Source organism: Planktothrix pseudagardhii, assembly GCF_904830925.1.
GTDB lineage: Bacteria > Cyanobacteriota > Cyanobacteriia > Cyanobacteriales > Microcoleaceae > Planktothrix > Planktothrix tepida.
Genome location: NZ_LR882967.1, coordinates 3,386,167 through 3,403,267, shown reverse-complemented (window position 1 = coordinate 3,403,267; position 17,101 = coordinate 3,386,167). Strand labels below are relative to the sequence as shown.

The 17,101-nt window shown below is 38.8% G+C and carries 11 protein-coding genes; 8 read left to right on the top strand and 3 right to left on the bottom strand.

Features of this window, described 5'->3' with window-relative positions:
- Window positions 1–13 precede the first annotated feature (13 nt).
- Window positions 14–1,339, top strand: coding sequence for a tetratricopeptide repeat protein (locus NMK36_RS14350; protein WP_254174020.1), 1,326 nt, complete (start codon window positions 14–16; stop codon window positions 1,337–1,339).
- Between the two features lie 35 nt (window positions 1,340–1,374).
- Here the strand turns inward: NMK36_RS14350 and NMK36_RS14345 are convergent, their stop codons facing one another.
- On the bottom strand, window positions 1,375–2,028 hold the full coding sequence (locus NMK36_RS14345) for a GNAT family N-acetyltransferase (protein ID WP_072720680.1): 654 nt from the start codon (window positions 2,026–2,028) through the stop codon (window positions 1,375–1,377).
- A gap of 208 nt (window positions 2,029–2,236) precedes the next feature.
- Here NMK36_RS14345 and NMK36_RS14340 point away from each other — a divergent pair, with 208 nt between their 5' ends.
- A complete protein-coding gene (locus NMK36_RS14340; RefSeq protein WP_254174019.1) occupies window positions 2,237–3,418 on the top strand; it encodes an RtcB family protein in 1,182 nt (393 codons plus the stop codon).
- Between the two features lie 104 nt (window positions 3,419–3,522).
- On the opposite strand, the gene NMK36_RS14335 is transcribed toward NMK36_RS14340, so the two are convergent.
- The gene (locus tag NMK36_RS14335) at window positions 3,523–4,374 is read right to left on the bottom strand and encodes a DUF3598 family protein (protein ID WP_072720678.1); all 852 of its coding nucleotides are present in this window, start codon (window positions 4,372–4,374) and stop codon (window positions 3,523–3,525) included.
- A 29-nt stretch (window positions 4,375–4,403) separates the two neighbouring features.
- Here NMK36_RS14335 and NMK36_RS14330 point away from each other — a divergent pair, with 29 nt between their 5' ends.
- The 6 genes from NMK36_RS14330 to NMK36_RS14305 all read left to right on the top strand — a co-directional run bounded on the left by NMK36_RS14330 (window position 4,404) and on the right by NMK36_RS14305 (window position 15,612).
- Window positions 4,404–5,357 carry an SAM hydrolase/SAM-dependent halogenase family protein gene (locus NMK36_RS14330; RefSeq protein ID WP_072720677.1) on the top strand — a complete coding sequence of 318 codons (954 nt, stop codon included), beginning with the start codon at window positions 4,404–4,406 and terminating at the stop codon, window positions 5,355–5,357.
- Window positions 5,358–5,514: 157 nt separating this feature from the next.
- Window positions 5,515–5,820: a YkvA family protein gene (locus tag NMK36_RS14325; protein WP_072720676.1), complete on the top strand. Its 306-nt coding sequence runs from the start codon at window positions 5,515–5,517 to the stop codon at window positions 5,818–5,820.
- Between the two features lie 170 nt (window positions 5,821–5,990).
- Window positions 5,991–7,325, top strand: a complete 1,335-nt coding sequence (gene ovoA, locus NMK36_RS14320; protein ID WP_072720675.1) for a 5-histidylcysteine sulfoxide synthase — start codon at window positions 5,991–5,993, stop codon at window positions 7,323–7,325.
- A gap of 157 nt (window positions 7,326–7,482) precedes the next feature.
- A complete protein-coding gene (locus NMK36_RS14315) occupies window positions 7,483–7,740 on the top strand; it encodes a helix-turn-helix domain-containing protein (RefSeq protein ID WP_072720674.1) in 258 nt (85 codons plus the stop codon).
- A 24-nt stretch (window positions 7,741–7,764) separates the two neighbouring features.
- Window positions 7,765–13,149, top strand: a complete 5,385-nt coding sequence (locus tag NMK36_RS14310; protein WP_254174018.1) for an ATP-binding protein — start codon at window positions 7,765–7,767, stop codon at window positions 13,147–13,149.
- A 156-nt stretch (window positions 13,150–13,305) separates the two neighbouring features.
- Window positions 13,306–15,612 carry a GAF domain-containing protein gene (locus tag NMK36_RS14305; RefSeq protein WP_254174017.1) on the top strand — a complete coding sequence of 769 codons (2,307 nt, stop codon included), beginning with the start codon at window positions 13,306–13,308 and terminating at the stop codon, window positions 15,610–15,612.
- 11 nt (window positions 15,613–15,623) lie between these two features.
- Here NMK36_RS14305 and NMK36_RS14300 read toward each other — a convergent pair whose 3' ends face one another.
- Window positions 15,624–17,033: a proton extrusion protein PcxA gene (locus NMK36_RS14300; RefSeq protein WP_254174016.1), complete on the bottom strand. Its 1,410-nt coding sequence runs from the start codon at window positions 17,031–17,033 to the stop codon at window positions 15,624–15,626.
- Window positions 17,034–17,101 lie beyond the last annotated feature (68 nt).

Below are 17,101 nucleotides of genomic sequence, written 5' to 3'. Positions count from 1 at the left end.
CACCGTTAACCTTATGATCAATCGCAAAAGTCTTACCATTCAAACATTAAATTATATTGTAATGGTTGTTGTTATAATTTTATATGGTTTCGGAAATATGGGAATTGCGATCGCAGAAAAGAAAAAAGAAACTGAACCTGAAAAACCCTTATTAGATGATTTTTCTCCTAACCCGTTATTCAGTAAAGAACCCGACCCTTTACTTCCTTCTCCCCCTTCTGAAGGACAAATTTTAGGCAAAAGTCAACAGGACATATTAGAACCAGAATTAGCCAAACTGAATGTAGAAGCCACCGCATTATTAGCCGCCCAAAATATTCCGGGTGCGTTTGAATTATGGAACCGAGAGTTAAGAATTCGTCGTTATTTTGGATTATCTCAAGAAATTGCTGCTTTAAATCGGGTGGGATTAATTGCTTGGAATAATAGTCAACGACTCTATATAAAATTTATCACTGAACGTCTGGATCAAATTTTACAAAAACTGCAAACAGAAAAGAATAATAATTTGGAATTATGGCAATTTTTGGGATTAGCTTTTAAGAATGTTAGAGCTAAAAATCAAGCTTTAATTGTTTATCAAACTTTATTAGAAACGGCTAACAAAAGTCAAGATATTTTAGCCGAAGAACAATATTTTAATGAGATTGCTCAAATTTATATGAATTGGTTAGATTATCCCAAAGCCTCGGAAACCTATGAAAAACTATTAGAATTACAGCAGGAAATTCGTACCGTACAAGGGGATAGGCTACCTCCTCAACCCCAACCAGCTACACCCGAAAATCCCAACCCGACACCACCACCGAGTGAAGTGCGATCGCTGCAACAATTAGCGTTTATTTATGAACAAATTGGAGAATATTTAAAGGCTATTTCTGTTCGGGAAAGACTAGCAGGCTATTATGCAAATCAACCTAATTTATTTCCCATTCCTGAAATTAAATTAGCCATTGGTGGGAATTATGAAAAATTAGGACAATTTGAACAAGCCGGATTAACTTATCAGGAAGCTTATGGTATTGCGACCTCTATTCAACAGTTTGATAACGCCAGTGAAGCATTAGGAAGATTAGGTAAACTTTATCGTTCTCAAAACCAAATTAAAACCGCTTTAGATATTTATCAAGCTCAAGTTTTAGTCAATCAACAAGCTTATAATTATTATGGCATGATGAATGCTTATGATCAAATCGGGGATATTTATTTATCTCAAAAAGCCTATCAATCTGCGATCGCAGCCTTTCAACAAGGATTAGCCTTAGCACAACAGTTAAAATACAGAGAGGATTATTTTGTGAAAAAAATTGATATTGTTAACCGTCAAATGAATCAATAATCAGTTGTCAGTTGTCAGTTGTCAGTTGTCAGTTATCAGTTATCAGTTAGAAGAATATTGTCATTAATATTTTCAATCCAATTAAAAATAGGATCGTTAGGATGACAATGGTAAACGACTTGATATAACTCTCTAATTAACTGTTTAACAATGGTTGGATTTAATTTTTCTAAGTTATGATCATGAGGCATAACCATCAACAGCATCTCTGTGGTTTTAGTGCCATCTAAAGCAGGTAAAATATAAATAATATTTTTTAACGTTTTTGCTCCTAAGCGTGTATAAAATCCGACTCTGCGTTGCTTTAATTCCCGATCTTCTCCAAAATCAGGATGTTCAACTTCTAAGACTAAAGTTTTAGATTGGTTTTTAACGAAATCAATTATATAATTCAAAAATTGAGAGCCGATTTTAATATTTCTTAAATGGGGAACTGTTGCTAAATAAGCTAATAAGATAAAATCCTGACTGGGAAGAAAATATAAAATTGACATTAAAGCCAATTGATCTTGATAATAACCCCCCCAGAGTTGAGCTTTTTTCGCTAGAATTGCTTCTTGTATGCAAGCAACCGAAACTCGTTCATAAGCAGGAAATGTTTGTTCATAAAGAGCGATCGCCACTTTAAAATCAGGATGATCAGGATTTTGAATGAGCTTAAATTGAATTTGCGGATTAGTTGAATACATAGGAGATTTTAGTTTAAAGGGAAATGATCGCCGTCCAGAAACCAGGTTTCTCCACAGATCTTAATTTGATACCATTAATCTCCCATAGAAACCTGGTTTTTAGTTCACGCAACTTAACCCTACCATAAATCCGCACACCTCTTGACAGTATGTTACAAATGTAATATAATTGACATAAATCAATATTTAGATAGACTATAAAACTCTTATGCCTTACGAAACCTTAAAACTTTCCACCCCTAAACCCGTCCTATCTTGGGCAAATCATGAGTTAGGTTCCGAAGAAACCAAAATGGCGAAAAACGTCGCTTCTTTGCCCTTTGTGTTTAAGCACGTTGCTTTAATGCCCGATGTTCACTTAGGAAAAGGGGCATTAGTTGGTTCTGTTATTGCTACAAAAGAAGCCATTATTCCAGCGGCTGTGGGCGTTGATGTGGGTTGTGGGATGTGTGCCGTTAAATTACCTTTTATTGGCGAACAAGTCGAGGGAAAACTCAAAAAAATTCGCCAAGAAATTGAAGCTGCTATTCCAGTTGGATTTAATGACAATAAAGAAATTGAAAAAGCTGTTACAAACTGGCAAGGATGGCGAGAATTTAAAGATCTACATTCTAAAGTTCAAAACTTAGAATCAAAAGCCATGAAACAAATGGGATCTTTAGGAGGGGGTAATCATTTTATTGAACTGTGTTTAGATGCAGAAAACAACGTTTGGTTAATGCTGCATTCTGGTTCTCGTCATATTGGTAATATGTTAGCCCAGAATCATATTGACACTGCAAAACATCTAGCAAAATTAGCTGAACTTAAACTACCTGACCCTGATTTAGCTTATTTTGTATCAGGAACTGCCGAATTTGCAGCCTATTGGAATGATTTACAATGGGCACAACATTATGCTCGATTAAATCGAGATATTATGATGGCACGGTTTAAACGAATTGTAGAAAAAGCCATTGCGGGAGGTAAACCCACCAAACCTTTATTAGAGGTTAATTGCCATCATAATTATTCTGAAAAAGAAGTGCATTTTGGCGAAGAAGTTTATGTTACTCGTAAAGGTGCAGTTCGGGCAGCAGAACAAGATTATGGGATTATTCCAGGTTCAATGGGAGCAAAATCTTTTATTGTTAAAGGCAAGGGAAATCATGATAGTTACTGTAGCTGTTCCCACGGCGCAGGGCGTTTAATGTCTCGAACTAAAGCCAAAAAACAATTTAGTTTGGATGATTTAATTCAACAAACTCAAGGGATTGAATGTCGCAAGGATGAAGGAGTGATTGATGAAATTCCCGGTGCTTATAAACCCATTGATGAAGTCATGAAACAACAATCCGATTTAGTTGAAGTGGTAGCCACTTTAAAACAAATTCTCTGCGTCAAAGGGTAAAAATTCCGTAGGGGCGAGGTCTTCTCGCCCTCTAACTTAAAAAATTTTTTTGTATCAAAAAATAATCATTATTTAATGTAGGCTATAGGGATAAAACCTGACTCCTAGGATTGTTTATACTCTGTAACTAATGTTAAACTCAACCATTCTCCTTTATCATTATATTGACGAATTAAACGCTGTCGAATATCAGGCTTAATTAACCAACCTGCTTCAAAAAAGAAGGGTTTTCTTAACTCTACTCGTTCAGGAATTGTAGCAGATGCCCCATCCGGCAATAATATGACTCTAACTGGGTTTTTCCCTTGATCAAAGCGAATCATTGAACCCTCAATTCTAGCTTTTGAGGATATTTTAATGTCTTGAACCCCAAACGTTAAATTTTGCAGCAGTTGATATTTACTATCAGACTCTAATTGCAACTGCATTCGAGTTGGATAAATATCAGGAGAACGTAAATCAGGATAAAGGGTAATTCCTTCACCTTTCCACTCTCCTAATAAGGCTTCAAGGGTTAAAGCAGGGCGTTCAATATCATTGCTTCCCTGACGTTTTTCTCGAATTAAAGTTAAGCTTTCTAAATAACCATCAAGATTAAATAATTCTACTAGGCGCAACCGTCGATTTTCATGAATAAACCCAAACTCTGCACCAGATTTTGAAATCGGAGACAGTTGAATAGTGCCTTGAGAAAAAGTACCATTCTCAAAAAATAAAATATCTCGTCCCAGAGATTGGTATTCTCGAACTAATTCTTTAATTTCCGGTTCAAGTGTTGGATCGGAATTAGGATAAAATCGTTTTAGGGTTAGGCGGGCTGTTCGATTTTCATTAAAACTTTCTAGGGTAAGATGACTGGGAATATCATTAATGAGTTCTCCTTGGGGTGAGAACTGGGTAAAAGACCCTTGCCATTCTCCCAGATTTTTTAGAAAACTTTTCCATTGACTGTTCATTTTGATTTTTATTAATTATAAGGTTTATAATGTTACCAAATTATCCAATCATAACACTTTTAACAGATTTTGGCTCAAAAGATATTTATGTCGGGGTAATGAAAGGAGTTATTAGTCAAATTAATCCTCAAATTAATATCATTGACTTAACCCATGAAATTCCCCCTCAAAATATTGCTATGTCCAGATTTTGTTTAATGAATGCTTATTCCTATTTCCCAGAAGGAACCGTTCATATTGCTGTGGTTGATCCTGGGGTAGGAACCCAACGACGAGCGATCGCGATTAAATTTAAAAATAGCTATTTAGTCGGGCCGGATAATGGATTATTAACGGGACTATTAGAACCCTTTTTAACGTCTAAAATTGACATTAATTCTAATCATTTAGAATCCCCGGAAATTATTGCTGTTGAATTAAATAATCCTAAATATTGGCGAACCTCTCAACCGAGTACAACCTTTCACGGTCGAGATATTTTTGCGGCGGTTGGTGCTCATTTAGCCTCTGGTATTCCCCTAGAACAATTGGGAACCTTCATTGACCTAAAAACGTTAGTACGCTTATCTTTACCATCCTGTCGATTGACTGATGATGGCATAGAGGGATGTATTCAATATATTGATGGGTTTGGAAATTTAGTCACCAATATTCCTGGGGAAGCCGTTGCGGATAAAAACTGGTATATAGCAATCAGCGAAGGTAAGAAAAAGCCCAAAAACAAAAAACACAAACCGAAAAAAAATAAACTTAAAAATAAGAAAAATTCTAAAAAAATATTGCAAACAGAGCAACATAAACTTGCGGGTTTATCTTGTCTGATTCCAAAAGGTCAAACCTATGGAGATTTGCCATCAGGTCAATTGGTCGCCTTAGTAGGTTCTCATCAGTGGTTAGAAATTGCCATGAATGGGGGAAATGCTCAACAACAATTAAAACTAGATTTAGGAGCAAAAGTCCAGGTGATTATCAGTCATCAGTAATTAGGGATTGAAAATAAAACCCTACATCTAACAACCTCACCATTACGGAAAAATCCCTGGTGAAACATCCCTACAACCCTACAGGGTTTTCTACACTTCTCGCTCCCAGTTCAATTTGTCATTATGTAAATTAGGTAGACAACATTAGGGCTGTGAAATGAAAGATCTTATTCAATCCTTTTATAATTGGTATCGCGTTACCCTACGGAATACAAAATATCGTTGGGTTGTGATTTTAGGAAGCTTACTTTATTTAGTGAGTCCGATTGATATTTCTCCTGACTTTCTACCCGTTGTCGGATGGTTAGATGATGGGATAATTGCGACCATTTTAGTCACTGAAGTATCGCAATTACTCATTGAAGGTTTAAACCGCCGCAAACAAACCCGTCAAGGGACAGAGGTTAATGAAGTTGAATCTGTGAACCGTGACCAAACCGTTGTAGACGTTTCTGTCAGCTAGATTAATTTTTTTGATATAAATCTTAAAAGGGAGTAGAGAAAATTAACCCTGATCTCTACTCCCTGTTTTAATAATAATTAATAGGAGGAGACATCTTTATTGATAAAATCAAGGAATATAACCCCAAAAAATCGGGTTTAATTCTCAGGAAACATTCATTCCCATCCACCATGAAGACTCTGACATCTAATACCCCTCCCAAACTTAATTGTTGCGATCGCAAAACTCTTCTCAACTATTTTCAGGATGCTTGGCAACTCGAAGATCTGCTCCTAAAAAGTTTAGTCGGAGAAGATACATTTTATCTGAATCCTGACCCTTTGAGAAATCCGCTCATTTTTTATCTCGGGCATTCGGCGACTTTCTATATCAATAAATTAATGCACGTTGGATTATTAGAAGAAAGCCTTAATCCAGACTATGAAATTCTGTTTGGAGTTGGGGTTGATCCCGCAACACCCACCGAATTAAATCAAGCGATCGCCCATTCGGAATGGCCGGAGGTTGCATCGACTTGGAAATATCGAGAACAAGTCTTAGAAAGACTATCAGAATTCATTGAAAAAACGCCGATTACTTTGCCAATTCTTCCCGATCATCCCCTGTGGGCGTTAATCATGGGAATTGAACATCAGCGCATTCATGTCGAAACCTCTTCGATGTTATTTCGTCAGCTTCCCCTAGAGCGAGTTCAACGCCCTTCAGACTGGAAATATGCCCCGTCTAATAATTTCACTCCTGAGAATGAAATGGTAAAAGTTGCAGGTGGAATTGCAAAACTGGGCAAAACTTTTGATGATCCAACTTATGGTTGGGATATTGATTATGGTTCACGCACTGTTGAAGTTGCACCTTTTTTAGCGAGTAAATATCTCATTACCAATCGCGAATTCCTGGATTTTGTTAAGGCGGGTGGCTACGAAAATCAAGACTATTGGGATAAAAAATCTTGGCAATGGAAAACTGAAAATAATATCCAACATCCCAAATTTTGGCGATTAGAAAAGGGCAGTTATAAATATCGCGCCCAGTTTGATGAAATGGATGTACCGTTAGATTGGCCGGCGGAAGTCAATTATTATGAAGCAATGGCTTATTGTCGTTGGAAAGGTGAAGGAACTCGGTTAATGAATGAAGCTGAGTACAATGTTGCTACTTACGGTAATGGTTTAGTCGAAGATGTAGACCATTATAATCTCAATTTTAAATTCGGTTCACCGAGTCCGGTGGGATTGTTAGAAACGGCAAAAAGTTACTCTGGACTTTATGATTTGCGGGGGAATGTTTGGGAATGGTTGAGTGATCATTTAAACCCCCTTTCAGGGTATGAACCCCATTTTCTTTATGAAGATAATTCTGCTATCTTTTTTGATACTCAACATCAAATGATGTTAGGAGGCTGTTGGATCACAAATGGCACGGAAGCTTTAAAATATTATCGCAATTGGTTTCGTCCGAATTTCTATCAACACGCTGGTTTTCGGATTGTTCAAGATATTAACTAATACAGTTATCAGTTATCAGTTATCAGTTATCAGTTATCAGTTATCAGTTATCAATACCCTTACCTGGAAAAAATAACTCTATCTTTAGATAGATGTTATGTTTAATATAACATCTGGTATGGTTCGAGCTAATTATTAATCCTTTTTACCTTTTGTTATGAAGGCTACAGAGCAACAAAGAGTAGCACAGTTAATTCGTGAAACTCGTCAGTGTCTGAATTTGTCTCAAGTTCAATTTGCCTTAAAATTAGGGGTATCATTCCAAAGTGTCAATCGATGGGAGAATGGGCGAACCAAACCCCTACCTTTAGCCTTAAATCAGATTAAGCAATTACTTGATCAGATGAGTGCTTCGCCAGAACCAACTCTGCAACAACGAAGTCGGGATCTTCTGGCTCAATATTTTTCCGACTAAGGACTAAAATAGGGGTTCAAAAGAGTGAACATTAACCTCTCAACAGATTCGTTCAGTGGGCAAGGGGAAATTCATCAGTTAATCTGTACCTTAGATTGGTCAAAAACCCTTCTCGGCCCACCGTCACAATGGCCTCAGAGTTTACGAACCGCCGTCAGTATTATCTTAAACTCTCGCTATCCGATGTTTATTTGGTGGGGCGAAGAATACATTAACCTCTACAATGAAGCGTATCGCCCCATTTTAGGAACCCGAAAACATCCCCAATTTTTCGGACAATCTGCGAAAGAATGTTGGGCTGAAGTCTGGGATGTCGTGGGACTCTTAGCCGAAAGTGTGCTGCATACAGGTCAGCCTACCTGGTCGGAAAATTTGATGCTGATCATGCACCGTTCCGGTTATACCGAAGAAACCTATTTTACCTTTTCCTATAGTCCGATTACCGACGAAAGTGGCGGAGTCGGGGGTATTTTTTGTGCTGTAACCGAAACCACCGAACAAATTATCGGAGAACGACGACTGCAAACCCTGCGAGAAATTGCCACAGCCACCACCGATGCTAAAACCGTTGAAATAGCTTGTCAGCGTGCAATTGAGGCGATCACATCTAACAACATGGATATCCCCTTCGCCCTGCTGTATCGCATTCAAGATGGCAAACAAGCTGATCTTGCGGGAACCGCCGGAATAGAACCGAATCATCCCATTGCCCTATCCCCGATTAACTTAACCGAAAATTCTGATCCTTGGCAGTTAAATCTTGTTAACCAAACTGGGGAAATGCTGCTATTAGAAGACTTAAACACCCGGTTCCAGACGTTACCAAAGGCGACTTGGAATGAACCTCCCCACGCTGCGATGGTCATCCCCTTAACCCAAAAGCCCCAATCTCAGTTAGCCGGATTTTTAATCCTAGGAATCAGCCCCCGACGTGCCTTTGATGACTCCTATCGGGGGTTTTTTGATTTAATTGCTAATCAAGTCGCCATCGCCATCGCCAATGCTCAAGCCTACGAAGCCGAACGACAACGCTCAGAAGCCTTAGCAGAACTTAACCGAGCCAAAACTGCTTTTTTTAGTAATATTAGTCATGAATTCCGCACTCCATTAACCTTAATTTTGGGTTCCCTCGAAGAAACCCTCCTCAATCCCAACCTTCTCAACCTTGATCAACAGGAACAATTACAAGTCGCCAAACGCAATAGCTTACGACTTCTCAAACTCGTGAATACTCTCCTCGATTTTTCCAGTTTGGAAGCCGAACGATTTCAAGCGGTTTATGAACCCACTGATTTATCAAGGTTTACCACAGAACTTGCAAGTATGTTTCGTTCGGCTATTGAACGAGCCGGAATGCAGTTGATCATCGATTGTCCTCCCCTCCCAGAACTTATCTATATTGATCGGGAAATGTGGGAAAAAATAGTTCTCAACCTCCTTTCAAACGCCTTTAAATTTACCTTCAAAGGCAAAATTACAGTGTCTCTGCGGTGGATGGGGGATCACGTTCAACTGAATGTTCAAGATACCGGAATTGGGATTCGCAGCAAAGACATTCCTCATGTATTTGAACGGTTTCATCGTGTTTCCGAAGCGCAAGGCAGAACCTATGAGGGATCGGGCATTGGTCTATCCTTAGTCAAAGAGTTAGTCCAGTTGCACGCAGGTACGATTGAAATTAGCAGTATTCCAGGGGAAGGGAGTTGTTTTATCGTGTCCATTCCCTCTGGCTGCGCTCATCTGGATACTGATCAGATTTGTCAGACAACTCGCTACAATTCCTCACCCCTAGAAGCCACAGCTTATTTAGAAGAGGTAATGAGTTGGGAAAATCCGTCTTGCATCGCCCCGTTAAAACCTTTTTTATCCCCTACTTCCCGCATTCTGCTGGTAGAAGACAATGGGGATATGCGGAATTATATGCAGCGTTTGTTGAGTCAACACTATCAAGTCGAAAGCGTTCATCATGGGTTAGCAGCCTTAGAAGCGATTCATCGTCAGAAACCGGATTTAGTCGTCTCTGATATTATGATGCCGGAATTAGATGGTTTTGAACTGCTGCACACCCTACGACGAGATCCCAGAACTCAAGAAATCCCCATTATTCTTTTATCTGCTCGGGCTGGAGAAGAAGCGACTATTGAAGGCTTAGAAGCCGGGGCTGATGATTATCTAATTAAACCGTTTTCAGCCCGTGAACTTTTAGCTCGTGTCCACTCCATTTTAGAACTTACTCGACTGCGACAAGAAGCGACGATTCGAGAACAAGAATTAAATACCACAAAAGCCCAGGTGATTGATATTCTCGAAAGTATTACCGATGGCTTTTTTGCTTTAGATTATCAGTGGCGATTTACCTATATTAACCAAGCTTCAGAACGGCTATTTTTGAAAACCAGAGGGGAATTATTAGGGTGTAACCTATGGGAAATTTATCCTAATTTTTTAAAATCTATTGAAGCTCAAAAACTGCATCAAGTCATGGAAAATCAGGAGGCAGAACATTTTGAAACTTCAACGATTCATCCGGGATTTTGGTATGAAGCCCACGTTTATCCTTATCAAGAAGGTTTAGCCGTTTATTGGCGAGATATTACCGAACGAAAACAAGCTGAAGTTTCCCTGCGTCAAAGCGAAGAACGATTTCGGGTGGCTCAAGAATTATCCTTAGATGCCTTTACTATTTTGCAAAGTGTGCGAGATGAAACGGGCAAAATTATTGATTTTGAGTGGACTTATGTTAATCCGAAAGCGGCTGACGTTTTACACCAAACCATTGAAAAGTTAATTGGTCAGCGACTTTTAGAAGTGCTTCCAGGGAATAAAACCAATAGTGATTTATTTGAACGTTATGTGCGAGTAGTAGAAACCGGAGAACCCCACGATATTGAGTTATGTTACCAATCGGAAGGAATTATGGGTTGGTTTCGGAATATGTGTGTTAAAATTGGTGATGGTGTGGCGATTTCTTTTAGTGATATTAGCGATCGCAAATTATCAGAAGCAGCCTTACTCCAAAGTGAAGAACGATTGCGAGTTGCCCTTAAAAGTGCACCGATTACTTTATTTAATCAAGATCAAAATTTACGCTACACCTGGATTTATAATCCCTTTCTTCAACAATCTGTTGATGAAATTATCGGTCGCAGTGATTTTGACTTACTCCCACAAGAACAAGCATCCCAACTGGTTCAACTCAAACGCCAGGTTTTAGAAACCGCTACCGGGGCACGGGAGGAACTTTGTTTGATTATCCAGGAACAGAAATATTATTTTGATTTAACCATTGAACCCCTACGCAATACGGAGGATGAAATCATCGGAGTTACTTGTTCTGGGGTTAATATTTCCGACCATAAACAAGTGGAATTAGCCTTACGCCAAAGTGAAGCCTTGGCTAATGCACGGGCTGAGGAATTGAGAACCTTTATGGAAACGGTTCCGGCTGCGGTTTGGGTTGCCCACGATCCCCAATGTCATGAGATGACAGCAAACCGGGCTGCCCATCAATTGGTACAGTTACCGTCTGGTAGCATTGTTACGGCTACCCCGGAAGATGGAAGTTATCCTTTTTTATTCACAATTCAACACCAGGGGGTTGATATTCCCCTGGAAGAGTTACCCATGCAAATAGCGGGACGCACGGGGGAGGATGTTGAGGCAGAATTTGAGTTTGTCTTTGAAAATGGGGAAGTTCGGTATATTTATGGTCGGGCGGTTCCCTTACGCGACGAGGGGGGGAAAATTCGGGGAGTTATTGGTGCGTTTTTGGATATTAGCGATCGCAAACGAGCCGAAGAGGAACTACGAGAACGCGAACAACGGTTTATTACCTTATTTCATGGCATGGAAGATTGGGTACTGGTGTACCATCTCACGCCAGATTACCAACCCGGAACGTTTATCGAAGTTAATCAACAAGCGTGTAACAAGTTAGGCTTTAGTCGGGAAGAACTGCTTACGATGTCTGTGGCGGATATTGTGGGTTCATCCTGGGTTTATCCCCAAGCCAATATAGAACAACTACTTCAGCAGAAGCGTTTGGTGGTGGAATCGGTGCATCGCACCAAACAGGGACATCGAATTCCGGTTGAAGTCAGTGCGACTCTGTTTACCCTCAATGGTTTACCAACGGTACAAGCGATTTGTCGAGATATTACTGAACGAAAACAAGCCGAACAAGAGCGAGAAAAACTGTTAACCCGTGAACGAGCCGCCCGGGAAGAAGCAGAAGTTGCAAACCGAATCAAAGATGAATTTTTAGCGGTTTTATCCCATGAGTTGCGATCGCCGTTGAATCCGATTTTAGGCTGGACAAAACTGTTACAAACTCGCAAATTTGATGCAGCAGGAACCGCCCGCGCCCTGGAAACGATTGAACGCAATGCCAAATTACAAACCCAATTGATTGAAGATTTATTAGATATTTCTCGAATTTTACGCGGAAAAATGGCGTTAAATATGGAGCCCGTTAATTTAATTTCCACCATTCAAGCCGCTTTAGAAACCGTGAAATTAGCCGCAGAAGCAAAGGGAATTCAGGTGACGTTTGAGGTGATTCCCGGCGAAGGTATGGGGGTGATTCCTCTGCGACAAGTTTTGAGAAGTCCCGAGGCTTTGTTCCCGGAATCTCAATCTTTTATCAATGTTTTAGGAGATAAAACTCGGTTGCAACAAGTGATGTGGAATTTGTTATCGAATGCGATTAAATTTACTCCTTCTGGAGGCGTTGTCGAGGTGCAATTAGAGTGTCGAGAAGGTCAAGCTCAAATTCAAGTTAAAGATACGGGAAAAGGAATTAATTCTGAATTTTTACCCTTTGTTTTTGACTATTTTCGTCAAGAAGATAGTACAACAACTCGTAAATTTGGTGGTTTAGGATTGGGATTAGCCATTGTTCGCCATCTCACAGAATTACATGGAGGAACAGTCAGCGTTGATAGTTTAGGAGAAGGACAAGGTGCGGTGTTTCTCGTCCAGTTACCTTTAATGGCTTATGAGCGGGAACAACCTCAATCTCCAACAATAGAGACTGAGGAAATTGACTTAATGGGGTTAAAAATTTTAGTGGTTGATGATGAAATTGATATTCGGGATTTAGTCGAATTTATATTAGAACAAGCTGGGGCTGAAGTGAGAGTTGCTAACAGCGCACGGGAAGCTTTGGGTTTGATGTCGGAATTTTCGCCGGATGTGTTAATCTCGGATATTGGGATGCCAGAAATGGATGGTTATGGGTTAATTGCAGAAGTCAGAAAAACATCATCCATTCCTGCGATCGCTTTAACAGCTTATGCTGGAGAAACGAACCAGGCTTTAGCTCTAGCGGCTGGATTTCAAGTTCACCTCGCCAAACCCATAGAACCTGATGAGTTAGTTCTTGCTATTATTAATTTAACAAAAAAATAAAGCGGTTAGGAATCAGATGGGGTTGTCACCCAGGCAAAAACCTGATAAAATTATAGGTATAGCCCTCGCACCTTTCTGAAAATAGGGCAGCTAAAAAAATACGACCTGTAGAAGATTGAGATAACTTCAGCTTTCACCCCAATTTGGTGCTGTGCTATGACTATTTCTAAGTCGGTTTCGACTAACGGTAAACTTTCTAAAGATACTGTATCATCGGAGTCTACAGAACCATTAACCGTGTCCGAGAAAGTTGAACCCCTTCAGGATTGGAAACAGAGTTTAGAACAGTTATTCTATTTACAGCGCTGTAGTCATCTGTTGATGGCAGTAATTGAGCCACAAACTTTAATCTTGCGTTATGGAAATGAATTATTTTGTCAAGTTTATAAGATTCATTCAACTTTATTAGGGTCAGAAACGGGATTATCGGCGAAGTTGCTGGGAAAAAATAAAAATCCTAAAATTGAAGACGGACTCTTTAACGGCTTAAATATTAAAATTTCAGATCTCTTTCAACAGTGGGATAGTTTAACCTTTGAACAACTCTATCGTTATCATCTCTTACATCACATTCTGAAGCAATATTATGACATTGATTTACAATCTTTACAACTCTTTAATCAGTCGGCGATCGCTATTTTAAATTCAGCTAATACTTCAGAACAACGATTTATTCAAATTTGGTTAAATTCCGATTTATTACAGATCACAAAACTTAATTCTCAACTCGATGACTTTGCAGAGTTTAAATTTAACTTAATGCCCTTCTCTGAGCGAGAAAGTTGGTTTTTAAAACCTGGAAATTTAGATGACATTGCCCAAAAATTAAATTTAGAAAACTATCAAGTCAAGGGAGTATTTTTGTTAGAAGGATTAGAGATTACAGAATCCGAACAAATGCGTCGTCTTACCCATCAATTAATTAGTCGAGATTTAATAGTCCAATCTCAGCAATGGGAAAATATTCAACAACAATTACAAGCTTTATTTCGAGTTAAAACTTGTTTAGTCATGAGAATTCAAGGACAAGAAGCCAAATTATCCCAGAGTTTAAATAATAATCCCCTTCACCAACCCATCATTTATCCTCTGGATACCTTAAAAGATTCTCCGATGTTACAAGCACTTCAAGACAATCAAGTCATTAATATTCCCGACCTGAGACAACAGTGTTTTACAGATTGTGAACGCTATTTAAGAAAGCTAAATATACGTTCGGTTTTATTAATTCCCTTAGTGATTCAATCCGTTAATTTACAAGGAAGTCAACAAATTTTAGGGGTGGTAGGATTAACGAGTGATCACCCCAACCATTTTACCTTAAGTGATGTTAAAAATGCCTATCAATTAATCCCAGCTTTTATTACAGCATTCTGCCATTGTTTACAAGAACAATTCACAAACTTACGCAATATTCATCCTTCCGTTGAATGGCGATTTTTACAAGAAGCAGAGCGCCGGAGTTGGGGATTTCAACCCGAAACAATTATCTTTGAAACCGTTTATCCTCTCTATGGAATTTCTGATATTCGAGGTTCATCGGAACAACGAAATCGGGCGATTCAGGTAGATTTACTAGAACAATTTCAATTAGCTATTAATATTGTAGAAGCTTTATGTGAAACTCAAAAATCCTCATTAGGAGAACAGCTTAAACTGGATTTACAAGACTATATTACTCAACTTAAAACAGAAATTAATGTTGAAATTGAAATGAGTTCAACGGATTATTTGAAAGAGCATTTAGAAATTTATTTTGATTGTTTTTCTCAGTGTAGTCCCAAGGTACAAACTGCTTTAAAACAGTATAAAGAAGCTTGTAACAATGAACATGGATGTGTTTATACTGCCCGATCTTACTATGATGAAATGTTAAACCTAATTACCTATCATTTACAACAAGTTTGGACACACTGGCAAGAGCAAATGCAGGCTATTCTTCCCCATTATTGTGAAATGGAATTTAGTGATGGAATGGATCATATTATTTATGTTGGAAAGTCCATTGATTCTCGGTTTACCTCCTTTCATATCCGCAGTTTAAGATATGAACAACTGAGGGCAATGTGTGATTGCGCCCGCAGGATATTTCGCTTAAAATCAGAACAAAAAATAACCCTAGATTTAGCCCATTTAGTCTTAGTCCAATATACCCCGATTGATATTTTTCATGATGAGAATACCGAAGGTATTTTTGCTGTTCGAGGAACCCGTGATATCCGGTATGAGATTGTTAAAAAACGGATTGATAAAGGCGTGGATAAAGACACCAAAATTCGCATTACCCAACCCGGAATGCTAACCCTAGTTTATTCAACAGAAGAAGAATGGCAAGAATATGAACAATATTTTCGCTATTTGCATCGGGAAGGGTGGGTAAATTCTCAAATTGAATTTGGAATCGTTGATCCCCTTCCGGGCGTTAGTGGGCTAAATTATGCCCGTGTTGCCATTCTGGAATAATGCAATAACCCTTACTCGTTCATCGTTTTATAGGTAGAAACAGCAGAAGGTGAACTGCGGTTGAGATATCGGAAAATCCAATATTTAAACACCGCATCTAGGATAACCGGAAAAGTAGCAATAAACAGAAAATTAAAATCCCGATTTTCAGGGAGTCCAAAATGTCGCGCTGTACTTTCTAATATTACTTCCCAACCGTGGGGAGAGTGGAACCCCACAAACATATCGGTGGATAAAATAATGATAAACGCTTTAGCACTATCACTCAATCCATAAATTAAATCCCCCATAAAGGATTTCAGAATCTCTACCTCTTTCCGGTTTGAAACTAGCACAAAACAGAACATGAAAACAGCGATAATATCAGCAAAAACATTTTTGATGGCGTTACTTCCGTCAACTTTATATTCTTCCGCTAATTCTTTGGCTTTTTCCTCTAATTTTTCATCGAGTTCCTGTGGGGTTAGGGGAGGAGCTTGACCAATTAAGGTTTGAAATTTCAGCCGTTGTTCATAATGCTGAAGTTCAACAAAAGCTTCCTCCTCCATATTAACATTCAGAAAAATAGGCGTTTGCTCTTGATTGGTAAAAATTCGATCCACAAGGGGGCCGACTACAAAATTTTTAGCCAATTGTTGCGTGAGTAAGGGAATTAAAATTAACAATAAAACAAATCGGATAGAAACAAGGGTTTTGATTTTAGATTTTCGATAGTTTTGGATCATTTCAAACTCAGATTCTGGTCTGAGTTCCTGTTGAACCCGATTTAAAGTTCTCAGTAAAGATCGAGGAAGAACACTGGGGGAAGGTTTAGTCGTTAAATCCTGTTGAATTGTTTTTCCTGAACTCGAAGTCGGACTTCCATTATTCAAAGATTTATTTGTTCCCGGAGCATTTGTAATGCTAAGATCTTGATTAATAACTGTGTTCGGTAGCAATAGAGATTGATTCGTAGGCGCGTTCATTAAAGCAACGGAATCTTCCGGTGGCATGGGGTGGTATCGAGAAATCACCGTATCAATATAATCGAGCTTTTCACAGATAATAGAAATAATTTTAGAGTCAGGTAATGAACCATTTCGTTCCAGATTATGGGTAATTTTACCGTTCACCGTTGAGGCCGGATTGAGTTGTTCAGATAATCCCAAAACCGAACGACTAGCATTAAATACCATTAAGCGAGTCTGAATCATTTTGAGATGTTTTTTTAATTCAGAATTAAAATAAGCCAAAGCGCGATCGCTATATTCAGCATGAGATTCCGAGGGAATTTTTTCTCCTTGAAAATGCTCATTTTCCAGGGAACGAATCTTTAAAGCCGCATCATAAGCTTGATCCAAAGCCCGTTCGGGTGTATCACGGAACCATTGATTCGCATTCCCAAACCATCGTTTTACGAAATTAGAGCTAGAAGTCGTCATAGTTCAGTTATCAGTTATCAGTTATCAGTTATCAGTCAGGAGTCTTCAAGTGTCCCCTATCGTATGAC